Origin of the sequence: Pararhodonellum marinum (genome assembly GCF_015354735.1) — a bacterium.
Classification (GTDB): domain Bacteria; phylum Bacteroidota; class Bacteroidia; order Cytophagales; family Cyclobacteriaceae; genus Pararhodonellum; species Pararhodonellum marinum.
The window spans coordinates 200591-224126 of record NZ_JACEFJ010000002.1; the positions used below are offsets into that span (position 1 = coordinate 200591).

At 42.3% G+C, this 23536-nt stretch carries 20 protein-coding genes; 8 read left to right on the forward strand and 12 right to left on the reverse strand.

Annotated elements, in window-relative coordinates:
* The first annotated feature begins 36 nt into the window (after window positions 1-36).
* Window positions 37-1134 carry a non-hydrolyzing UDP-N-acetylglucosamine 2-epimerase gene (gene wecB / locus H1A14_RS04625; protein WP_194775055.1) on the forward strand — a complete coding sequence of 366 codons (1098 nt, stop codon included), beginning with the start codon at window positions 37-39 and terminating at the stop codon, window positions 1132-1134.
* On the opposite strand, the gene H1A14_RS04630 is transcribed toward wecB, so the two are convergent.
* The gene (locus tag H1A14_RS04630; RefSeq protein WP_194775056.1) at window positions 1131-3605 is read right to left on the reverse strand and encodes a bifunctional UDP-N-acetylmuramoyl-tripeptide:D-alanyl-D-alanine ligase/alanine racemase; all 2475 of its coding nucleotides are present in this window, start codon (window positions 3603-3605) and stop codon (window positions 1131-1133) included. The genes wecB and H1A14_RS04630 overlap by 4 nt on opposite strands.
* Before the next feature lie 90 nt (window positions 3606-3695).
* Here H1A14_RS04630 and H1A14_RS04635 point away from each other — a divergent pair, with 90 nt between their 5' ends.
* Complete coding sequence (locus tag H1A14_RS04635; protein ID WP_194775057.1) at window positions 3696-4235, forward strand: hypothetical protein; 540 nt, start codon at window positions 3696-3698, stop codon at window positions 4233-4235.
* Between the two features lie 61 nt (window positions 4236-4296).
* On the opposite strand, the gene H1A14_RS04640 is transcribed toward H1A14_RS04635, so the two are convergent.
* The 5 genes from H1A14_RS04640 to H1A14_RS04660 form a co-directional block, all read right to left on the reverse strand.
* Window positions 4297-4716, reverse strand: a complete 420-nt coding sequence (locus H1A14_RS04640) for an organic hydroperoxide resistance protein (protein ID WP_194775058.1) — start codon at window positions 4714-4716, stop codon at window positions 4297-4299.
* Window positions 4717-4726: 10 nt separating this feature from the next.
* Complete coding sequence (locus H1A14_RS04645; protein ID WP_194775059.1) at window positions 4727-5164, reverse strand: MarR family winged helix-turn-helix transcriptional regulator; 438 nt, start codon at window positions 5162-5164, stop codon at window positions 4727-4729.
* 60 nt (window positions 5165-5224) lie between these two features.
* Window positions 5225-6403, reverse strand: coding sequence for a redoxin domain-containing protein (locus H1A14_RS04650; RefSeq protein WP_194775060.1), 1179 nt, complete (start codon window positions 6401-6403; stop codon window positions 5225-5227).
* Window positions 6404-6529: 126 nt separating this feature from the next.
* Window positions 6530-7396, reverse strand: a complete 867-nt coding sequence (locus H1A14_RS04655) for a sugar phosphate isomerase/epimerase family protein (protein WP_194775061.1) — start codon at window positions 7394-7396, stop codon at window positions 6530-6532.
* Window positions 7393-8721: a Gfo/Idh/MocA family protein gene (locus H1A14_RS04660; protein WP_194775062.1), complete on the reverse strand. Its 1329-nt coding sequence runs from the start codon at window positions 8719-8721 to the stop codon at window positions 7393-7395. Before H1A14_RS04660 ends, H1A14_RS04655 begins: the two co-directional genes overlap by 4 nt.
* Before the next feature lie 216 nt (window positions 8722-8937).
* Between H1A14_RS04660 and rbsK the strand changes: the two genes are divergently transcribed.
* From rbsK to H1A14_RS04675, 3 genes are all read left to right on the forward strand, one after another.
* A complete protein-coding gene (gene rbsK / locus H1A14_RS04665) occupies window positions 8938-9843 on the forward strand; it encodes a ribokinase (RefSeq protein ID WP_194775063.1) in 906 nt (301 codons plus the stop codon).
* Between the two features lie 106 nt (window positions 9844-9949).
* The gene (locus H1A14_RS04670; RefSeq protein WP_317174851.1) at window positions 9950-10867 is read left to right on the forward strand and encodes a nucleoside hydrolase; all 918 of its coding nucleotides are present in this window, start codon (window positions 9950-9952) and stop codon (window positions 10865-10867) included.
* A 12-nt stretch (window positions 10868-10879) separates the two neighbouring features.
* On the forward strand, window positions 10880-11869 hold the full coding sequence (locus H1A14_RS04675) for a GRP family sugar transporter (protein ID WP_194775065.1): 990 nt from the start codon (window positions 10880-10882) through the stop codon (window positions 11867-11869).
* Here H1A14_RS04675 and H1A14_RS04680 read toward each other — a convergent pair whose 3' ends face one another.
* Genes H1A14_RS04680 through H1A14_RS04690 form a run of 3 tightly spaced genes read right to left on the reverse strand, consistent with a single transcriptional unit; the run spans window position 11870 to window position 15603 of the window.
* Window positions 11870-12907 (reverse strand): ABC transporter ATP-binding protein, encoded by a 1038-nt coding sequence (locus H1A14_RS04680; RefSeq protein WP_194775066.1) that lies wholly within the window; start codon window positions 12905-12907, stop codon window positions 11870-11872.
* A 17-nt stretch (window positions 12908-12924) separates the two neighbouring features.
* Complete coding sequence (locus H1A14_RS04685; RefSeq protein WP_194775067.1) at window positions 12925-14562, reverse strand: ABC transporter permease; 1638 nt, start codon at window positions 14560-14562, stop codon at window positions 12925-12927.
* 12 nt (window positions 14563-14574) lie between these two features.
* A complete protein-coding gene (locus H1A14_RS04690) occupies window positions 14575-15603 on the reverse strand; it encodes a Fe(3+) ABC transporter substrate-binding protein (protein ID WP_194775068.1) in 1029 nt (342 codons plus the stop codon).
* A 196-nt stretch (window positions 15604-15799) separates the two neighbouring features.
* Here H1A14_RS04690 and H1A14_RS04695 point away from each other — a divergent pair, with 196 nt between their 5' ends.
* Window positions 15800-16732 (forward strand): hydrogen peroxide-inducible genes activator, encoded by a 933-nt coding sequence (locus H1A14_RS04695; protein WP_194775069.1) that lies wholly within the window; start codon window positions 15800-15802, stop codon window positions 16730-16732.
* 4 nt (window positions 16733-16736) lie between these two features.
* On the opposite strand, the gene H1A14_RS04700 is transcribed toward H1A14_RS04695, so the two are convergent.
* Window positions 16737-17960: a serine hydrolase domain-containing protein gene (locus H1A14_RS04700; RefSeq protein ID WP_194775070.1), complete on the reverse strand. Its 1224-nt coding sequence runs from the start codon at window positions 17958-17960 to the stop codon at window positions 16737-16739.
* Between the two features lie 190 nt (window positions 17961-18150).
* Complete coding sequence (gene fabG / locus H1A14_RS04705; protein WP_194775518.1) at window positions 18151-18888, reverse strand: 3-oxoacyl-ACP reductase FabG; 738 nt, start codon at window positions 18886-18888, stop codon at window positions 18151-18153.
* Between the two features lie 193 nt (window positions 18889-19081).
* Here fabG and H1A14_RS04710 point away from each other — a divergent pair, with 193 nt between their 5' ends.
* Together H1A14_RS04710 and H1A14_RS04715 are read left to right on the forward strand one after the other, a co-directional pair.
* Window positions 19082-20470 (forward strand): dipeptidase, encoded by a 1389-nt coding sequence (locus H1A14_RS04710; RefSeq protein ID WP_194775071.1) that lies wholly within the window; start codon window positions 19082-19084, stop codon window positions 20468-20470.
* Window positions 20471-20633: 163 nt separating this feature from the next.
* Entirely contained in the window at window positions 20634-22703 is a 2070-nt protein-coding gene (locus H1A14_RS04715) for a protein-disulfide reductase DsbD family protein (RefSeq protein ID WP_194775072.1), read from the forward strand.
* A 56-nt stretch (window positions 22704-22759) separates the two neighbouring features.
* Here the strand turns inward: H1A14_RS04715 and H1A14_RS04720 are convergent, their stop codons facing one another.
* The gene (locus H1A14_RS04720; protein WP_194775073.1) at window positions 22760-23530 is read right to left on the reverse strand and encodes a S1/P1 nuclease; all 771 of its coding nucleotides are present in this window, start codon (window positions 23528-23530) and stop codon (window positions 22760-22762) included.
* Window positions 23531-23536 lie beyond the last annotated feature (6 nt).

The window sequence follows — 23536 nt, forward strand, 5'->3', positions numbered from 1 at the left end:
TTATTAACAGGATTTCCACTTTATAAACTCATTTTTATGTTCCACATTACCTTGGTGGCTGGCGCAAGACCCAACTTTATGAAAATCGCCCCCATCATTCACGCCATTGACGCATTTAATAAAAGTGAAATAAGGATCGAATACCGTTTGATCCATACTGGCCAACATTATGACAAGAAGATGTCTGGAGATTTTTTTGAACAGCTCAATATCCCTGAACCAGATGCCAACCTGGGTGCAGGAGGGGGTACCCAAGCAGAACAGACTGCTGCAGTGATGGTGGGATTTGAAAAAGAACTTATGGATCATCCTACAGATGTGGTCCTCGTGGTAGGCGATGTTACCTCCACCTTAGCATGCTCTATCACTGCCAAAAAACTGCAGGTGGACGTGGTTCATGTGGAGGGAGGAATCCGTTCCAGAGATCTTACCATGCCGGAAGAAATCAACCGAATGGTGACAGACAGCATCACGGACCATTTTTTCACCACTTCAGAATTGGCCAACCAAAACCTGAAAAACCTTGGGTTTACTGAAAAAAGCATCCATTATGTAGGGAACACCATGATCGATACGCTGCTCAAAAATATCCCTAATTTTCAACAACCGGAAGGGGAATTGTTTGATCAATTACAACCTCAAAGTTACTTTGTACTCACGCTCCACCGGCCAGCCAATGTAGATGAAGAACAAAAGCTTAAGGCCATGATGGACGCCATAATGGAAGGAACAGGAGATTTCCCTGTCCTTTTTCCTGTACATCCCAGAACAGCCAAAATCCTTCAAAATCTTGGTGTTTCCCATGATAGGTTACACATGGTCGAACCCCTGGGATACCTCGAATTCAATTACCTGGTTAAAAATGCAAAAGGGGTGATTACAGATTCCGGAGGAATCACTGAAGAGGCTTCTGTGATGAATGTACCGTGTTTGACATTGAGAGACAACACCGAAAGACCTGAAACAATTGAATTGGGCACAAATGAATTGGTCGGTACTGATCCAAATAAATTGAAGCCATATTTAGATAAAATCAGAAACGGGGCTTGGAAGCAATATCAGGGAATCCCCCTGTGGGATGGAAAGACGGCTGAAAGGATTGTGAAAAAATTATCCGAAATTTACAATCGCTAATCAAGGTAATATACCCGCTTTACCCTACTGCTGACATTGGTCAGGAGCTCATAAGGGATGGTACCGATAGTTCCTGCCATCTCTTTGAGGGACAATTGATTGCCATATACAATTACCTCATCGCCTTCATTGACATCAATCCCGGTGACATCCACCATGGTCATGTCCATGCAGACATTGCCTATCACAGGCGCAACCAGTCCTCGAATAAGCACCTTGCCCTTTCCATTGCTAAAGCGCCTGTCGTAGCCATCAGCATATCCAATGGCGATGGTGGCGATTTTTCCATCGCGATCCATAATACCCTTTCGGCCATATCCGACAGATTCTCCTTTTTGTAAGGATTTTATTTGGGACACAGAAGTTTTCAATGTACTGATGGGCTGTAATTTTTCATCAAACCAGCCGTTGACCTCTATGCCATAGAGACCGATCCCTAACCTGACCATATCAAACTGATATTCAGGATAACGGATGATACCCGGTGAGTTGAGTACATGTTTCAATGGCCGGATATCCCATTTTTCGGTTAAATAAACATACATTTCTTCGAACAGCTTGACCTGCATCCTTGTAAAATCTTCATGTATCTCTTCATCCGCTCCTGCCAGATGGGTATAGATACTCCCTACCTTTAACCTACTTTTATCTTTGATCAATGAGGCCAATTCCTCTAAATCATCCATTTCAAAACCCAAGCGCTTCATCCCTGTGTCCAAATCCAAATGAACAGTCATCGATAACCCATGGTTTTCACAGTATCTCAGCAATTTTTTGGCAAAACCCAAACTATAAACTACCGGGTCCAAATCATGGTTTACCAAATTATGAAATGCTTCTTCCAAGGGATTAAGTACCATGATGGGCAGTTGTATACCTTGCTTCCTTAAGGCAACTCCCTCATCGGTATAGGCAACAGTCAAATAATCGGCCTTCAATTGCTGAAGGTGATTGGCGATTTCAATAGCACCTCCCCCATAGGCAAAAGCCTTGACCATGACCATCACTTTGGTTTTTGGATTTAGTTTGCTTTTAAAAAAGTGATAATTGTGAGACAGCGCATTTAGATTGATCTCCAAAACGGTTCCGTGTAGCTGAATTTGGAGCTTATTGACTACCCTCTCAAATTCAAAAACCCTTGCACCGGTAACCAAGATAAGATCATTTTCAAAAGACACTTGGCCTAAATAATCCATCAAAGCTGGAGTATCATCAAAAAATTTCAAGTAACCATCAAAATATTTTCTTAAGGCCTTGATATTTTGGCCTACAGCAAGTACTACATCAAAGTGGAAATGGACAATGAGTTTTCCGATTTCTCGGTAAACTTGCTCCACATCTCCGACTTGAAGCAGATCAGAAATGATTAGGATTCTTCGCTTTTTGGGCCTTTGCTGTTGCATAAAATCAATGGCCAGCCTGAAACCAGCCAGATCATTGTTGTAAGTATCATCAATGATCAGGCAATCCTGACTTCCCTGCTTTAGGGTAAGGCGCATGTCTACCGCCTGAAGGTTTTCTATTTCGTTCTGTATTTGGATTTCGGATAAGCCTAGAGTAAGACAAAGCACGATCACATGTCTTAAATTTTCCAGTGAAGCTTCATCTTGAAATCCAACTTTAAAAGTAAAAAGACCATAAGCTGGTTTGACCATCAGGATTTTACTAAAACCCAAACCTTTTTTTACGGAAAGGGTGTAGTCTGAACCTACTGTTGAGGACCAGGAGATGAGCTTCTCAGAAGGAAATCTTTCTTTGAGAACCTGATCCACCTCGGTTTGGTCTTTGTTATAAATAAGATAGCGACAGTTGTCAAATAGCAGGGTTTTTTCCTTTAATTTTTCTATGCGATCTTTAAATCCTTCCTCATGTGCAGTACCCAAATTGGTAAATACTCCGATAGTGGGCTGAATCAATTCGGTCAGGTGCTGCATTTCTCCAGATTGAGAGATTCCAGCTTCCAATATAGCGATCTGATCACTTTGTTTAATTTCAAAAACAGAAAGAGGAACCCCTATTTGGCTGTTATAGCTTTTGGGGCTTTTGGCCAAAGCATGGTGGTTGCTCAAAATCTGAGCTGCCCATTCTTTTACAATGGTCTTGCCATTGCTGCCGGTAATACCAACCACAGTACCATGAAAGCAACTTCTCTGATATTTAGCCAAAAGCTGTAGGGCAACTCCTGTGTTTTCCACCAGTATCATGGAAGATCTGGGGTATTGGGAGAGGCATTGGGGATCCCAACTCTTTTTTTCCACAAGGGCACAGGCCAAGCCTTTTTCAAAAAGCCGTAAGACAAAATCATGTCCATCTGACTTCAAACCCTTTAAAGCCAAAAAAAGGGTGCTTTCCGGTTTAACTATGTTTCTGGAATCAATGGAAATGGTGTCAATTTGAGTATCTGAGCCTTTTTGAATCCACTTTCCTTCACATATTTCTAAAATAAGGTCGTTGCTTAAACCCTTTACCATAGGCTCAAAGTTAATAAATTTGAATTTCTAATAACCTATTGTTTTTGCTTGGAATTAGTTGGAAATTTAGGCCAACTAATTCCAACTGTTATGACCTCTGTTACTAGAAATTGTTTTTGTTTCTTTTTCTTATTGACTGTCGCTTGCACCTCAAAGGAGGCAAAATATGAAATCCAAGAAATGAGGGATGCGGAAGAAATCATTCAGGAAACAACCCAAAGTAGTTTTTTGGTACAAATGAAACAAAAAACCAGCATCATGCAAAAAGCTGCACGGGAGTCTTTAAATTATGAGGAGAGGGAGATCGAAGCTGAAAAATTAGGATGGGAAAAAAGGAAAATCATCTTGCGGTATGATATTCCCGGCCAGCCTGTGGTCATGGAAGTCACTGAACCTACGGATGCAGGAAAAATGACGGGCTTGAGTATTTTTTATTACCAAGATGGAGATTTGTTCGCTGTCACCCAGCCTTATGCAAATTATATCCTTGAAAAAGGCAAACTAAAAATCTGGACTGATGAAAACTGGAATGAAAACAATGAGATCAGTGTGGAAAATTGGTTGGACAGAGAAAATAATCTGGTTGAGCAATCAGAAAATTACCTAAAACTCTTTGACATCAACCTTTAATCATTTATTCAATAACCACAATAAGAATTTAAGTCACTTTGATGACCATAGAATGGCCAAATTATACTGCTTTTACTTTGACTTCTATGTTTCCCCTGACAGCTTTGGAAAAAGGACAATGTTGGTGGGCCAATTCGACCAGTTTTTGAGCAGCCTCCAAACTATCGGCTTGAGGGATACTTACTTCAATGTCCACTGCTAAACCAAAACCTGTTGGTTTTGTCTTACCTAGATGGACCATTACCTTTGTTTGAGCATCTTCCAGGTTGACGCCATTAGCTACGGAACCCAGCGCTCCTCCAAAGCAAGAGGCATATGCGGCAGCAAAAAATTGTTCAGGATTGGTTTTTCCTCCAGGCCCTCCGATTTCTTTGGGAAATGCCACATCAAAATCAAGTTGACCATCATCGGTTCGAACGTGCCCATTTCTCCCACCGGAATTGGTGGCTGTCGCCGTATAATCTATAGTAATCTTTTGCATTTTCATTTCCTTATTTCAGTACTTCAATTAATTTTTCCAGCGTTAGTTTAAGTTTTTTTAAGTCTTTTTCAGGCAATTTTTCCAGACTATTCATTACCTGATCCGGAAGTTTTGATGCCTTTGCCTGCAGGGATTTGCCTGGATAAGTCAACTGCACCTGAACCAACCTTTCGTCATGTTCATCCCTTTTTCTCTTGACCAAATTCATGGCTTCAAGCCTCTTTAAAACAGGGGTTAATGTTCCGGAGTCCAAATACAAACGTTCCCCAATTTTACTTACTGTCAATCCATCCTCTTCCCACAATACCAACATGACCAAATACTGAGGATATGTCAGACCAAACTGCAACAGGGGCTCCCGATAATTTTGAATCATCAATCTGGAGGCGGCATACAAGGGAAAGCTCATTTGATTGGATAGGGCTGGCTTTTCTTTTTCTTCAGTCATAGTGGTTAATATAATTGAGTAACATTAAATTGTGTTAAATGTTTATGCCTGTTCCATCAATTAATAGTATCGTCCGATCATTGGGTGGTCTACGATGGCTTGCTTCAACTTTAGCGGCTCAATGGTTCCCGGAACTTTATAAGCCACATTTCCACCTGGCTCTATCAAAAGCGTTAGTGGCAGGCTTCCATCCCAGTCTTGCTTGACCACATCAATGATGGCATATTTGTCATCGGTATCCATGATGTAATTGGTGATAGCTGAATATTTGCTTGTCAGAAATTTTAAAGCCTTATCATGTTGGTCCGGATTATCAAGTGATACAGAAACGAATTCAAAATCTCGGCCTCCGTACATGCGTTGAATTTCTATAAATTCCGGAAATTCTATGATACAGGGACCACACCAGGTCGCCCAAAAATTGACAAGTAAAAGGTTTTCACTGTCATTCTCAAGTAAGTTTTTCAGTCCTTCAGTACTTAAGGATTCCAGTTCAACTGGCTTCTTTTTCCACTCTTCATTGACCTTTTTGGTATACTCGTTTTTCCAAGCCCATTTAATGGAACATCCAAATGCGGGTGTTATTTCCATTGTATTTCCCTCTTTTGCCTTTTCAATGGCCTTCCTTAGGTCCTCGGCATTGGCAGTACCTGGCTTTTCCGATGCATCAATTCTACCGGAATAAGTCAGTTTTCTATCTTTGTCAAAAACAAATACATGAGGAGTAGCTGTAGGGCCATAGGCCAAAGAATACTCATGAACATCACCATCATACAGATAGGGGAAATTATATCCCTTTTCTTCATGCCTGATCTGCATGCTTACAAAATCATCGTTAAGATCCGTATATCCCAACTCTTCCGGCAGGACTCCGATAGGACTATTGGGTGAGATAGCAACAAAGGCCACATTCTGATCCTCGAAGTCATCCACTACCTGGATAAACCGGTCCTCGTAAGCTTGAGCAGTTGGACAATGGTTACAAGTGAATTTCACAACCAATACCTCTGCATCCTTAAAATGGTCTAAGGTGTAATACTTTCCACTTACATCGGGAAGGTTGAAATAGGGGGCCTGATCTCCCAAATTGAGTTTTGCGACAGGCATTTCAGGCAGTTCTTGCGGATTAGGGACAAATTCTCTCTCTTCAGAAATTTGGTTATCTTCCCTTTTTTCTGAAGAGCAAGCTATGATCAGCAGGCAAAATAAAGAAAAGGTGAGCGGCATCAATTTTTTCATGGTTTCTCCTTTGTTTGGTTCATTTAAATTGTTTTTACTAAGGATTATCAGTGAAAAAATAAATTCCCTAGGTGATCTTAATACAACAATAATTCCATCACTTTCACTGACCTCCTTTGTATCTTACTATTTTACATAAGCCGCCTGGTGCAGGTAATTGAAGCTTTTAGCTACACTTTCAATGGGCTCATAATTGTAACGCTCCACTTCTACATAAAAATCCCTCATACCCTGCTTATAAGCGGCTTCGAATATGGGGCCATAGTCCATCAATCCACTTTCTCCCAATTCTTTTTCGTCTTTGATGTGCAGCAAAGGAAATCGGCCAGGATATTTCTCAAGATAGTCAACAGGGTTATGTCCTCCTTTGGTCACCCAGTATACGTCCATTTCGTAACAGACCAGATCAGGGTCGGTATGGTTCAACATGTAGTCATACATGATTTCATCTTCAATCTTGACAAATTCTCCAGCATGGTTGTGGAAGCCAAACTTGATATCTGAAGCCTTGGACAGCAGGCCAATGTTGTTAAAATACTCGCACCACCCATCCAACTCCTTCAAGGTTTTGGGTTTTGGCATAGATGGCTTGATGATAAAGTTTAAGCCTGCCTCTACGTGATCCTCAATGGCTTTTTTCCACCAATCCAATGCTTCTCCATTTCTGGTTTGGTTATAATTCGGCCCGCCTAAATGGGCACTGGTCAGCCGCATTCCCAAATCACTGGTTAGCGCCCTAAAATCTGAAGGACTCATGTCATAGATTTTTCCATCCTTGTAATCAGCAGTCTCCAAAGTTTTAAATCCGATTTCGGCAACTTTCTCAAGCATCTTTTTGGGTTCCTTTGCCATGTCCTTTCTAAGGGAATAGAGTTGAAGGCCAATCATCTTTTCCATGATGGGGTTGCTGTATGCAAATAGGTCAGCAGCTCCGGTCAAGCTGCCCAGGGTTAATAATCCACCCAGTTTGAGAAATTCTCTTCTGTTCTTCATATGGCGTTTAGGCTGTATCCGTTTTCGTAATCATAATGGAGTTTGGCATTGGCTTCCTCATCTCCTGGAAATTCCTGATTTGCAGGATCCCATCTAAGGGTTCTTTGTAGCTCGTTGGCAATGTTGCCTATGGTGCATACCACACAGGTGCTATGGCCTACCTCTACAGGTACTTGGGGGTCTCTTCTTTTCTGAATGGCCTCATAAAAATCCAACAGGTGTGGAGAGTAGGGCAATTTCTCAGATTTGGACTCCGGTTTTAAAGATTTGTCAGAGGACTTAAAATTGCCACGAGAAACCTGAATCCAACCTTCCTCTCCTATGAATTTTACTCCTTGGGTGCCCCCGTCAAAGGGTCCTACAACCATTTCCGTACCATTGGCATACAGGAAGGTGAGTGGCCTTCCGTCTTTGTTGGGTCTTACTTCCACCGGACCGCTCCGGTCCATACCCAAGCCCCACTGGGCAATGTCAAACATATGGGCACCCCAATCGGTCATGTATCCGCCACCGGTTTCTTTGTACCAGCGCCATCCACCCCAAAATCCTTCATTTTTTGGAGGATTGAGGCTTATCGGTGGGGCGAGTTGGTTGTTAAATGGTAAATGCTTTAGTGGACCCAACCATTTTTCCCAGTTTAAGCTTTCCGGTACCTGCTCAGCAGGTAAGTCAAAAGGCTTTGGAGATTCTGGTTGGCCTACATGGACAAGTATTTGCTTGACTTTTCCGATTTTTCCCTTTTGGACCATTCTGACGGCATGTTGAAAGTTGAGGTCGGAACGCTGTTGACTCCCGACGGCCAACACGATGCCATTAGCTCTCACCGCTTTGACCAATTCCTGTCCCTCCTTAACCGTCAAGGTCAGGGGTTTTTCCAAATAGACGTCTTTATTGGCTTTGCAAGCATCAATGGCCATCAAAGCATGCCAATGATCCGGAGAGGCAATCACCACGGCATCAATATCCGGTCTTTGTAAAAGATCTTTGTAGTTTTCGTAAGTCTGAACAGAAATACTTTCTTTACCGAGTTCCTTTCTTAGATCAGCTACCTGCTTCTCAAACCGGGTCCGTTTCAAACCATAGACATCAGATCCAGCCAAAACCTCTACACCGGGTATTCGGCTCAAGCCATTAATTAAACCTCCGGCTTGTCTTCCCAGACCAATAAAGCCTAATCTGGCCTGATGGTTGTCATCAGGGTTTGACATAAATTTGTTTCCTACGGCCATACTCCATTGGGGTAGGGTACTCAGTCCTGCGGCTGACAAAAGGCTGACCCCCATGAATTTTCTTCTTGAAGCCAAAAGTTTCTGCTTATTTTTCATGAATTAAGGTTTTTGGGTTAGCTAAATTTCTAATGATGCAGTAAATGCCTCGAATTTTGACCTTCCGACTTTGATTTTAACAGAAAGGAATATAATATTACTTTAATTAAACTGATTGTAAAAATTAAAATACCTGAAAAGTACTTTGTGGGCAATTAAATTTTATAAGTGGTGCCATAATCAATATGTAAGGTGAAAAATAAATCATAAATACCAATGGATACTCCCAATCCACTCATCATCATCGGTAGCGCAAACATGGACATGGTGATCAAAACCAGCCATTTCCCAAAGCCAGGTGAAACCCTCATCGGAGGGGAATTTTTTTTTGCACCAGGCGGAAAGGGGGCCAATCAAGCGGTAGCTGCTGCAAGGGTAGGTGGTAAGGTAGTCTTTGTGTGTAGACTGGGAAAAGATGTTTTTGGTGAAAAATTCATGGAAAACTTTCAAAATGAGGGTATAGAAACCGAATTTGTAACCGTAGATCCTGATGCCCCAACTGGTGTGGCTCAAATCACTGTAGACAAAAAAGGAGAAAACACCATTTTGGTCGCATCAGGGGCTAATTTAAAGTTATGCTCAGATGATATCATGAGCTTGAAAAGCCTCATATCTCCAGCAAGCACCATACTGATGCAATTGGAATGCCCACTTGAGCCTTTGTTGTTTGCTGCCAAAACAGCCTTCGAACTCGGCGCTAAAGTTATATTGAATCCTGCACCTGCCCAATCTCTTCCGGACGAATTGATGGCTCACCTCTATCTGATCACGCCTAATGAATGGGAAGCTTTTACTTTGACGGGAGTAGAGATTCTGGATGAAAAAACGGCTGCTGAAGCCGCTGAAATTTTCCTGGAAAAAGGGGTTAAAAATGTCATCATCACTTTGGGTGAAAAAGGAGCCTACTTGCACACTGAAACCTATAAAGGAATACTCTCTGCAGAAAAAGTAAAGGTAGTGGACACAACAGCGGCAGGGGACACCTTTAACGGCGTGTTGGCGGTACAAATCGCCCAAGGTAAATCCATGGTAGAAGCAGTCAAACTGGCCAATAGAGCTGCTGCCTTGAGTGTTCAAAAAATGGGTGCTCAACCTTCTATACCTTTTCTTAGTGAATTATGATACAACCCAAAATTAATTTATGAAGCTTAAATCAAATTCTTACCTTTTCTTTTCTCTGATTTGTATTTGCCTAATATCCTGCAATCCGGAACCAACCAAAATACGAGTGATTTTTGACACCGACACTAACAATGAATTGGATGACCAATTTGCATTGGCATATCTTTTGTTCAATGGGCACATCTTTGACATAGAAGGCGTTACTGTAAATGCAACAAGGAGTGGAGGAAAAATAGAGGAACATTATGAAGAGGCCAAAAGAATTCTTCAATTGGCAAACCTGTACCAGGATATTCCTTTGTTGAAAGGTGCAAATGGATCATTTGAGGAAATCAGAGGTGATTTGGCCCGTTCCACGTATGATGGAAAAGACGCGGTGGATTTTATCATTGAGCAAGCAAATGCAGACCATCCATCAAAATTGATTGTTTTGGCTGTGGGAAAACTGACCAATGTAGCCCTGGCTCTGGAAAGGGATACAGCACTCAGGTCCAAAATCGAGGTGGTCTGGCTAGGGTCCAATTATCCCAAACCCGGCGAATACAATCAGGACAATGATACGGTTGCTTTAAATTATGTTCTGAAAACTGCCGTTCCTTTTGAAATGGTAACTGTTCGGTATGGTGCATCAAGTGGAACTGATGCTGTCAAGGCCACTAAATCGGAAATCGAAGCCAATATGCCAGGTTTGGGGCCTAAATCCGATCAACCGGTCACAGGGAGGCATGGGGGTAGCTTTGTTCATTTTGGAGATTATGCGGTCAATCTTTTCGAACACATTGACTATCATGGTGATCCGCCCTCAAGAGCCCTCTTTGATATGGCAGCAGTGGCCATTTTGAAAAATCCCGAGTGGGCCAAAAACAAGGAAATCCCTGCCCCTGTATTGATGGACAATGCGTGGCAGGAACTTCCTGAAAACCCCCGTCGAATAATACTTTGGGAAGATTTTGACAAAAATGCCATCATGGAAGATTTTTATTCCACCATGAGGAATCCGCAATTGGTCAAACCTAAACTATAACCTTACTCCACCATGTACATCATAGATTCCTATGGGCTTGCCATTTTCTTCTGTGTGATTACCATGCTTTGCTGGGGTTCATGGGCAAACACCCAAAAATTGGTTGCCTCCACCTGGAGATTTGAATTGTTTTACTGGGATTATGTCTTGGGTATTGTGTTTTTGGCTTTTTTATTCGGGATTACCTTGGGCAGTACAGGGTCAGATGGCAGAAATTTCTGGGAGGACCTTCAGCAAGCCCATCTTCTGAATTATGGACTGGCTGTCTTAGGGGGAGTTATTTTTAATTTGGCTAATATCCTCATTGTTGCAGCGATTGCATATGCTGGCATGGCTGTGGCCTTTCCCGTAGGCATCGGACTGGCCTTGGTTTTGGGGGTATTGGTGAATTATGTTTCTGCTCAAATAGGTGATCCCTTGTTTTTGTTTGTTGGGGTAGCCTTTGTTACCGGGGCCATTATTTTGGATGCAATGGCTTATAAAAAAATTGCCAAAGAAACCCAAAAATCTTCCCGCAAAGGCTTGATCTTGGCTTTAGTAGGTGGTTTTTTGATGTCTTTTTTTTACTTTTTCGTTGCAAAGTCCATGTCTTTGGACTTTTCTAATCCCGCAATCGGAAAATTCACTCCCTATGCCGCTGTGTTCATCTTTTCATTGGGAATACTTGCCAGTAATTTCATTTTCAATACTTATCTGATGCGCAATCCTATTGAAGGTGCCAGACTTTCTTACGGGCAATATTTTGAAGGGAATTTTACCCAACACCTCATGGGCATTTTGGGCGGAATAATCTGGTGCGTAGGTATGTCCTTCAGCATCATAGCGGCTGAGAAAGCAGGGCCTGCCATATCCTATGGCCTTGGCCAAGGGGCCACCATGGTAGCGGCCTTTTGGGGGGTATTTATCTGGAGAGAACTGGATGCCGCTCCAAAAAGCATGATTTGGGGGATGTTTAGTTTGTTTATTGTAGGACTTATTTTAATTGTATATGCTGGAATTTAATCAATAAGCTTCTTCCAGTAAAAATTCTTTTAGCGTAAAAAACACCCTATCGCTGGGGTTGAATTTTTTGTTGGGCTGTGTCTTGATGCTGATCCGCTTTCCATCTTCATCAGCAAGTTTTACGATTTGATGATCTCCAAAATAAGCTACTTTGAAGAGTTTCCCATTGAGGTATTGATCATGGCTCTTTTTGATGAGGGCATGTTCGGGCCGAAAAAGGATTCTGACCCTATTTTTGAAATCCTTAGCCCTATCGTCCTTCATAAAACCAAAAGGAGTATAAAAACCCTCCACCGTAGGCACCCCAATAATCTGGTTCATTTTTCCGAAAAAATTAGCCACATAGGGGTTTTCAGGCCTTTCATACAAGACTTGTGGAACATCGATTTGCTGAAGGTATCCCTTGTGCAGGATGGCAATGCGATCTGCCGTGGATAAGGCATCCCGAGTATCATGTGTCACAAAAATGGCTGTAACGCCACTTCTTTTGATGATTTGCCGGATTTCTTCCCTTACCTGGTCTTTCAACATCGCATCCAAATTACTGAAAGGCTCATCCAACAACAGCACCTTGGGATTGGGCGCTATGGCTCTGGCCAAGGCCACCCGCTGCTGTTGACCTCCGGAAAGCTGATGAGGATACTTGCTGAAGTCTTCCTTCAGACCGACCAATTTAAGGGTTTCTTTGGCGATTTTTTCCCGATCACCCTGAACATATTTCAACCCGAACTTTACATTTTCAAGAATGGTAAGGTGGGGAAACAGCGCGTAATCCTGGAATACCATCCCTATTTTCCTTTCGTGGGCGGGTACAGATAAATTTCCTTCCACTATTTTTTGACCGGAAAGGATGATGTAGCCGGCATCTGGGTGTTCCAATCCAGCAATCAACCTCAAAAGGGTGGTTTTACCCGAACCGCTTTCTCCAACCAATGCCAGAATTTCACCCTCTTCCACGTCAAAAGACACCTTGTTGACAGCAAATTCTTTTGATTTAGAATATGTTTTGGTGATTTCTAGGAGCGATAAAATGATCATTCAGTCAGACCCTTGCTTTAAACTTCTCTGTTTTTGATCATCTTATTCAGGAAAATAATCGGAATGATCCCTGTCAAAATGATGACCAAAGCTGCATTCGCCGATTCCGCAATCATTTCATTGGTTGCCATGTCAAAGGCCTTGGTTGCCAAAGTATGATAGTTGAAGGGACGCAAAATCAAAGTTAAGGGTAATTCCTTTAAAACATCCACAAATACAAGTAATATCCCCGTGAACAAACCGGTTTTTATCAAAGGAAGGTCTATTTTCCACAAAGTCCTGGAACTTCTCGTTCCGAGAAGCCTGCTGGCCTCATTGACATGGATACCTATTTTTTGGAAGCCTGCATCTACTGGATTGTAACCCACTGCCATGAAACGGACCACATACGCAAAACCCAGGGCAAATAAGGTTCCTGAAAAAATCAATCCTGGATTGTAATTAGGAAAAAAGGTACTGAAAACCCATTTGTCAAACGCCAAAAAGGGAATCATGATACCAACAGCAATCACTGCACCTGGCACTGCATAACCAAGCGTGGCTATTTTTGTGACATTTTTGACCCAATTAAAAGGACTCAACCGCAAGGCATACAATAAAACCACAGAAAATAACACTACCAAAATACCGGAAATGGCAGCCAGGCTGAAACTACGGTAAATCAGCATAAGAAAATCAGCATTGGCTACCTTATGGTAAGTCATGCTGACCCAATACAGAATCTGAAGGAAAGGTATAAAAAAACTGACTGCAAATAGGGTGGCACAAATGCTAAAATATAGGGCTTTTTTACCCGAGGATACGTTTACCCTTGCGGTAGGTTTATGGCTGGAGGCATTGAAAGAATACCGCTTATTCCCTCTCTGTAAAGACTCTATATAAAGAATCACAAAAACAAAAACCATTAAAATACCTGCGAGGTAAATGGCAGTAGAAGCATCACCCATGGAAAACCACGCCCTGAAGATGCCAGTCGTGAAGGTATTGACCCCAAAATATTTGACAGTGCCATAATCATTCAACACTTCCATACTCGCAAGGGCAATTCCAGCCACTATAGCTGGCCGCGCCAAAGGTAAAGCCACTTTGATGAAAGTATTCAACCGGTTGGAGCCCAACAGGGAAGCGGCCTCCTGAAGTGTCTTTGATTGCTGAAGAAATGAAGTCCGTGAAATCAGGAAAACATAGGGAAAGAGGGTTATTGAAAGTATAAAAATGGCCCCCGGTAAATTCATGATGTCAATAAGACTCCCTCTCACAGAAATACCTAGGGTATTTCTTAAAAAGCCCTGAATAGGTCCGGTGTAATCCAATATACCCACATAAGTATAAGCCATGATATAGCCTGGAAACCCCAAAGGTAGGATCAACAGCCATTCAAAATATTTTCTGCCTGGGAAATTATAATTGGATACAAGCCACGCGGTACTTACACCGAGGAGGAAAGTGACAAGAGCCACCCCGATCAATAGCAATAGGGTATTTTGAAAATATCCAAAAAGCAGGTTATCCACAATATGGGACCAACTGCTTCCCGGTTTTTCAAACAATTTGAATAAAATGGTGCCAATAGGTGTCACCACAGCCAAGAGAATCAGCAAAGCAAAACCTGCCCATCTGTTCCACCAGTAATAGTTTCTTTTGACTAATTCCAAACCATTTTGGTTTTATTTCCACCCTACCCGGTCGAAAATGACGACCGCATCATTATTTCTTTCTCCAAGTACGGATAAATTGATTTCATCAGATTTAAAGGACCCCCAATTTTGTAACAACTCTGACATGCTTACTGTAGGATTCACTGGATACTCGAAATTGATTTCAGCCAGTACTTTCTGGGCTTCTTGCTGCGAAAGAAACTCCAACAATTTGATGGCGTTTTCACGGTTTGGAGCATGTTTGGTAACTCCTGCTCCGGAGACATTGATATGGGTACCTCGATCATTCTGGTTAGGGAAAAATACACCTACTTTTTCTCCTGCCTTTCTTTCTTCCTCATTGCTGTCATGTAACATCAGACCTATGTAATAGGTATTGACGATAGCAATATCACCCTCTCCAGATGCCACACCTTTGATTTGATCACGGTCAGAGCCTTTAGGATCCCTGCCCATATTGGCCAACAAACCTGCTGCCCAATCCTCTGCACCTTGTTCTCCATGAGCAGCGATAATCGAGGCGAGTAAAGATTGATTGTAAATGTTTTCTGAAGAACGGGTGAGTATTTTTCCTTTCCACTGTGGTTCCGTCAAGGCTTCATATGTGCTCAAATCTTCTGGATTCACTCTTTCTTTGCTGTAGGCAAGCACCCTAGCTCTGTAGGTTAGGCCAAACCAATAGCCTTCGGGTTCGCGGAATTTGGCAGGAATGTTCTTCTCGAGTTCCTCACTGCTGACCGTCTGTAGCAAATCTTTCGCCTTTGCCCGGTGAAGTCTGCCTGCATCTACAGTAATCAGGACATCAGCAGGGGAACTTGCCCCTTCCAATTCCAGTTTTTGGATCAGTTCGTCTGCACTTGCACTGACCACATTCACTTTTATTCCGGTTTTTTCGGCAAAAGCATCGAAAAGCTGTTGATCTGCTTCATAATGGCGGTGCGTGTAGACATTAACCTCGTTTTTTTCGGCGCGATTGCAACCCCAGAACAAGGTTCCAAAAACAAAAAAAGCAGCAAATAATTTGAAATTTTGTCTCATACGAATTGATTTGAAAGCCGAAATTAATCATTATTTAAATTAAATCTAAATAAAACAGAAAACATTTTTATCTTTGATTCTGGATTGCAAACAGGGAATAATTTCGTTTATCTGTGAAGATTGACTTTTATACGCTCTTTTCTCGGTTAAACCCTTGTTTTCATTACACCTATTTCCATTCTTACTATTTCAAGTTATGACCATTCAACAACTGGAATACATTATTGCGGTAGATCGGCATCGGCATTTTGGACATGCCGCTGAATCTTGCTTTGTAACCCAACCCACATTAAGTGCTCAAGTCAACAAGCTGGAAAGAGAATTGGAAGTCATCATTTTTGATAGGAGCAAAATGCCCGTAATTCCTACCGAAACTGGCACCCAAATCATCACGCTTGCGAAAAGAGTGGTTGCTGAAAGCAAGGGGATTTTGGAATTGGTTTCTCAATTGAAAGGAGACGTCAGCGGTGAGATTAAATTAGGCATCATACCTACTTTAGCTCCCTACCTGCTGCACCTTTTTGTACGTCGTTTTCTGGAAAAATATCCTAAAGTACAGCTAAGGGTAGAAGAAATGATCACAGAAGAAGTGGTCAAAAGACTGAAAAACGACGAATTGGATTTAGGTATCATTGTGACCCCTATAGATGAACCTGGAATCCTTGAAAAGCCTCTTTTTTATGAAAAATTTCTGGCCTACCTCTCAAAGGACCATCCCTTACTTAAAAAGAAAAAGATCACGGTGAAGGCTTTGATGGAAGAGGACCTTTGGATTTTACAACAGGGTCATTGTTTTAGGGAACAAGTATTGAACCTTTGTGACAAACAAGGCACCAACAAAATGAATTTTCAATATGAGAGTGGTTCTTTGGAAGGCTTAAAAAATATGGTGAACAGTTACCAAGGCATCACCTTGTTGCCTGAACTCGCCACCGCTGATTTAGGAGAAGAAGAAAAGCAACGCCTAAGGGAATTTGAGGGGGAGCAACCCATTAGGGAAGTCAGTATCATATTGACGCGCAACTTTCTGAAAAGAAAATTGGTGGAATTGCTATATCAGGAAATCCTAGAGTCAATACCCGAGCGAATGGGTAGCAAAGCATTCGGAAAAGTGGTGCGCTTTAAATAAGCTATTATTTGGATGAAAGAGAATTTCCTGCTGACATTAGCCCTGATTGAGTCGCCATCTCATTCCACACTTCCAAAAATGAATTTTTATACTCTTCTTGATCCAAAGAGACATTGGAAAATAAAATCAGACCCACATTTCTTTCGGGGTTAAAGGCCAAAGCTGTGGCCGTGCCCAGATCTTCTCCGAGATGAAGCAGATATCCATCGGGACTTTTTACCCAAAATATTCCCTTATAGGACTCCATGCTCTCTTTATTTTCGGCCATCAATTGTTGATAAACCTCCTCATCAAACAATTTGCCTTTTCCTTGATAGCCCAGCATCAGTTCTTTTAAAAGCATCCCTAGGTCATTGGTGGAAGTCATTAAACCTCCATCTGGAAAAGTTATCAAGGCATAATTAGGAAGCGGAAGATTGGTCCCAATATAATGGGTGATAAAATCCTGTTCTTTTGCATCCGAAAGACTCCAAAAGGTATTTTTCATCCCCATTGGCGAAAAAACAGTGTTTTGGGTCAAGGTGGCATAAGGCTGTTCAGTGGCCTCTTGAATGATAAAAGCCAAAAGGGCAGCACCAATGTTGGAAAATTCATAAACTGCTCCGGGTTCGGACTTCAGGAAGTTCCGGTTACTGTACCATCGGCCGCCCCTTGTCAAGACATTTTCCAAAAATACCCCCATGGCCATGGGAATGTTTTCTTGGTATTTTTTGGAAAACCGTTTGTATTCAGAAGGAACTTTTGTACCGGAAGGAAATATTTCCTCAGTAAAAATGTACCGCTTTTCATTATTTTCCGCATCTCTGATTCCAGAGGTGTGGGTTGCCAAATGCCGAATGGTGATGGATTTCCCGCTGGCAAAAGGATGGACTATTTCAAAAGGCAGGTAGTCGTTGATGTCATCATCCAAGCCTAATTTTCCATTATTTATGGCTTGCATCAGGACAAGACCTATGACAGTTTGTGAGGCGGATCCGATATTTTGAAGGGTATTTTGTGTATAGGGCTTTGCTTTTTCAACATCTGCAAACCCATACCCTTTCTGAAACAAAAAGCCTTCTTGATTGACAATGGCCACTGAGAAACCGGGAAGTTTGTTCTCGTCAGCCAAAGTTTTAAGTTTGGCATCAAGAGTTTCCCAATTGTCTTGAGCCTGAACATATGAATATAAGCCAAGGAGTAATCCCAACATCGGTAAAACCAACCTATATCCTTTTCCCAATACCATCTGTAGCCTAATTGGTGTGATATAAAAATAAGGATTTTTTTGAATAATTAATGGCTTTGATCAATAAGAATTGGATAATAGAAAAACTTCCAATCGTCGAAAATAACCCTAAAGCCAACCTACAAAGCTGACTGAAGGCCATCAAAACCAGGCTATATTTTATAAAGTACAGAGTTAGAAACAAATCCTATTAACGTGCCCCACCACCATCTATCACCAGACAGGTGCCATTCACATAGGCTGCCTCGTCTGAAGCAAGGTAAAGATATCCATAAGCGACATCGATAGGTTTGCCCCAATGCCCTAAAGGAATCAAAGGAAGCATTTGCTTAACCACATGGTCAGGAATAGCAGCTGTCATGTCCGTTTCGATAAAACCAGGAGCAATGCAGTTGCAGGTTATCCCGTACTTCCCCAATTCAAGTGCCCAGACCTTGGTCATTCCGATCACCGCTGACTTTGAAGCCACATAATTGGTCTGGCCAAAATTGCCTCTCAAACCTACATTGGATGAAGCTGAGACAATTCTTCCATATCCGTTTTCCTTCATGACCTCCGCCACTGCCTGTGTGCAATAAAATATTCCGGTTTGATTGACTGAAATTACTTTTTCCCAATCCGAAATGCTCATTTTAAGAAGGGTTTTGTCTTTGGTGATCCCGGCATTATTCACCAATACATCTATTTTGCCAAAAGCTTCTTTGACCTTTTGCGTGGCTTTTTGTACCTGTTTTTTATCTGATACGGCCACTTTCATAAAATGGACCGGCCAGCCTTCCCGGTGCAGTCGGTTGGCCAAACTCTCACCTTTGTTGGATACATCCCAAATAACCACTTTTGCACCTTCTTTGGCAAAAAGGTGTACCGTAGCAGCGCCAATTCCCTTGGCTCCACCGGTGATGATAGCTACTTTGTCATTTAATCTCATCATTCATTTTGGGCTCAGGGCTTGACTTAGGTTATGAGAGATAATATTCCATTGAAGATACGGAAAAGACATCTAAAAAAGAACCTGCTTTTGATTTGAAGGCCTGTTCATCAACCAACTACCACAATTCATTAGGCAAAGCCCGATGAATCCTTTAATTTTATGCCCTAATCAAATCCAAGTCTTACATCTTATGTCCGTCCAGTCATATATTAATAAAAACCAGGAAAGATTCCTTGAAGAACTGATTGCCCTATTAAAAATCCCTTCCGTAAGCGCCGATCCCAAATTTAAATCAGACGTATTTGCCGCAGCGGAATTTGTAAAAGATGCTTTGGAAAAAGCAGGGGCAGAAAATGTAGCACTTTGCGAGACTGCCGGTTACCCTATTGTATACGGAGAAAAAATAGTGGACCCTGCATTGCCAACCGTCTTGGTTTACGGCCACTATGACGTACAGCCTGCCGATCCCTATGAGCTTTGGGAGTCTCCACCATTTGAGCCTGTCATCAAGAAAACCGATGCCCATCCGGAAGGAGCCATATTTGCCAGAGGCTCGGCAGACGACAAGGGACAGTTCTATATGCACGTAAAAGCCTTTGAGGCAATGACGGCCCAAAATGCGCTATCCTGCAACATCAAGTTTATGATCGAAGGGGAAGAAGAAGTGGGGTCGGAAAATTTGGACCTTTTTGTAAAAGAAAACAAGGATAAACTTAAGGCGGATGTGGTATTGATCTCTGATACCAGCATGCTTTCATTGGAACATCCTTCGGTTACGGTGGGGCTTAGAGGGCTGGCTTATTTGCAGGTAGAAGTGACAGGACCTAACAGAGATCTCCACAGCGGTACCTATGGAGGTGCAGTTGCCAACCCAATTAACATTCTGTGTCAGATGATCGCTTCCCTCCAGGATGAAGACCGCAAGATCACCATACCGGGATTTTACGATGATGTGGAAAACTATTCCTCAGCCTACCGGGAGAACTTGAATAAGGCTCCCTTTGATGAAGCGGACTATAAAAAGAAATTGGACATTGAGGCATTAGAAGGGGAAAAAGGATATACAACCATAGAGCGAACCGGAATACGTCCTACCCTTGATGTCAATGGCATTTGGGGTGGATATACCGGTGAAGGAGCCAAAACAGTGCTTCCCTCCAAAGCCTATGCGAAAATATCCATGAGGCTGGTTCCAAATCAGGACCACAAACAAATTTCGAAAAGCTTTGAATCCCATTTCAAAGCCATAGCTCCTGCTTCAGTGAAAGTAAAAGTCACCCCACACCATGGAGGCCATCCTGCTGTAATACCTACGGATTCGGTGGGATATCGAGCAGCAGAAGCGGCTATCCAAAGTGCCTTTGGTAAAAAAGCGATCCCAACTAGGGAAGGTGGTTCCATTCCCATTACTTCTTTGTTCCAAAAAGAATTGGGACTTGACCCTATTTTGCTGGGATTTGGTCTGGATACGGATGCCATACACTCCCCTAATGAACATTATGGTGTCAAAAACTATTTGATGGGAATTGAAACCATTGTATTGTTTTTCAAGCATTTTAGGGCCCTATCCGATAAATAGGTGGGGGAATAACCAAGTTCAAAAAGGATTTGACGGTAAGATAGCAACCTCTTAAAAAGTTGAAGGGACATTACAGGTGACCATTTCTTTGTTCAAAAAAATTTGGAACTTATCCCTACCGAAAAAGCTTAATTAACCAGTTTAGTTTGCATTAATCCAACCAATGAAGCATCCAAAATCATCTCTATTTGCTTTCACCTTTCTTTTTTTTTCCCTCTTTACGGCCATGGCCCAAATGGTGGCTCCTCCCAAATGGAACATCGCATTTGACAGGGAGGAATTTAACATCGGTGAGGAAATAGAATTGATTCTGAAAGCGGACATTCCTAGAGACTGGTACATCTATTCCAATGATTTTGATGAAGATGTGGGCCCGATATTGACCCACCTGATCTTGGAAGAAAATGTGGGCATCGTACAGAAAGGAGATCTAAAAGCCATCAATCCAAAAACCAAATATGACAACATTTGGGAAGGCGAGGTAACTTATTTTGAGCAAAAGGGTGAATTCAGACAAACCTTCGAAATCACAGGAGCTGCTGGAAGGCTTACTGGTGTAGTAGAATATCAAATGTGTTCGGATATCACAGGCCAATGCATCCTCTACGAGGAAGATTTTGACTTTCAACTTACTGCAAGGGCAAATGGTTCGACCCAAGAACCGGCTACAATAGCTGAGGAATTGGCTGCTGAATCTCCTTCCGAAGCAGATAAAATTGACGATCCTACGGAGGAAATTGACGCTGCGGATGTGGAAGCCTCTTCAAGAACTTACATTTCGTTGGAAGAAGATGAGGATAAGAGTGGATTGATCGGGTTTATGATCATTGCTTTTCTGGCGGGTTTGGCTGCTTTGTTGACACCCTGTGTCTTCCCTATGATCCCCATGACTGTGACTTTTTTTACGGGTAGGTCCAAATCCAGGGTTCAAGGAATTCGAAATGCATTTATTTACGGTTTTTCCATTATTGCCATTTACACGATAGCAGGAACAGCGGTTGCTGCACTTCAAGGGCCAGAGTTCGCCAATTGGCTTTCCACCCATTGGGTGCCCAATGTCTTCTTCTTTCTGGTATTTATTTTCTTTGCCTTTGCTTTTCTGGGCATGTTTGAGTTGAATTTGCCCACGGGTTTTGTGAATAAAATGGATGCAAAAGCCGATAAAGGAGGCATGACGGGAGTCTTTTTTATGGCCTTTACTTTGGTATTGGTTTCCTTTTCCTGTACAGGACCGATTGTAGGTTCTATCCTCATTAGCTCAGCAGGTGGGGCTTTGGTCAAGCCTATTTTAGGCATGTTTGCCTTTTCTTTGGCCTTTGCCATTCCCTTTACCTTATTTGCCATTTTCCCGGAATGGCTCAACTCTCTTCCCAAATCAGGCGGTTGGCTGAACTCCGTAAAGGTGGTTTTGGGTTTCCTTGAGCTGGCTTTGGCCTTTAAGTTCCTATCCATTGCAGATCAGGTTTATCATTGGGGCCTATTGGACCGGGATATTTATCTGGCTATCTGGATTGTCATTTTTGCGCTTTTGGGAGTTTACCTTTTGGGCAAAATCCGATTGCCTCATGACTCTCCTATGGAATACCTCGGAGTTCCCCGCTTGATGCTTGCCATCATCACCTTTGTCTTTGTCCTTTACCTGATTCCCGGACTTTGGGGAGCGCCGTTAAAAGCATTGAGTGGTTACCTGCCTCCTATGTCTACCCACGATTTCAACATTCTGGAAGACCGGTATGCGTCAGAGGCAGAAAATGAGTTGGATGAGATCCCTAAATACGGCAACCTTTTGAAAATGCCTCATGGCATCAATGGATATTTTGACTATGAGCAGGCCTTAAGGGTTGCCAAAAAACAGGACAAACCCTTGTTCATTGATTTTACAGGCCATGGTTGTGTCAATTGTCGTGAGATGGAAGCCAGGGTTTGGTCTGATCCCGAGGTATTAAAACGACTCAAAGAAGATTTTGTCATGGTTGCACTGTACATTGACGAAAGGCTGGAACTGCCCGAAGCTGAATGGTATACTTCATCGTATGATGGAAAGGTAAAAAAAACCATGGGGAAACAAAATGCTGATTTTCAGATCACTCGCTTCAACAACAATGCTCAGCCTTACTATGTTTTGCTGGACCACAATGAAGAATTGCTTGTCAAACCCAAGGCCTATGACAGCAGCATCCCAAGTTTTATTGAATTTTTGGATGAAGCCAAAACAGAATTTACAAGAAGATGAGCTTTGCAGGTCGGTTTAAAAAATGAATTTGATCCAAGGGTTTTCATGCCTCCTGTTCATCCATAAATTTCATTTAAAATCCCAGCCAAACGAATCCCTGCTGCCAATAACCGTTCTTCTATGATGGGATAATATTGGTAATTGTAGCTGTACGAGATTCTATTGTCTTCGGGAATATCATAGACCATAGGTCTGCAGGCCATGGCTTCATCCAGCCATTTACTAGGATCCGCGGATTGCAATTCGTTTACTTTGGCTGGTGTTACTTTGGTATTTAGGTGTTTCGCCAACTCGGTAAAGCTCAGATTTTGACTTTCTATGATTCTGGTATCCCAAACACTGTGGAGGTTGGTCTCCTGACCAAAGTAATTGACCCTGATGTCATTGCCCCCTTTATCATCTCCTCGACCCACATGCAGGGGTTGATGCAAATCGCCAACCAAATGGACCAACATTTTGAGGTATTCAGCTTCCTCTTTTGGAGTCAAACCACCCGTTTTAAGTGCCCCTATAATCTTCAATAAGGCATCGTAAGCATTTCCTGTGGGTTCTTGTATGGATTCGTCATATTTTTCCCCATCAGGTATGGTGACCCAATGCCAGGTATTGGTATAATCGTAAGCAGTTTCAGAGCGAATTTCATCCATCCAAACACTGACCATCGCCAAGGATTCTCTGTCTAAAACTTGGTTGACTTTTCTCAAAACCTTTTTCTTTAGGTGCCATTCTGCCAATTGACCCACCACACGATGGCCATTTTGTCCCCAGCCAAAAGAATGAAATGAGAGAGCAGTAAGGAGAAGCAAAGAAAAAAACAGTTTTTTCATGATGGG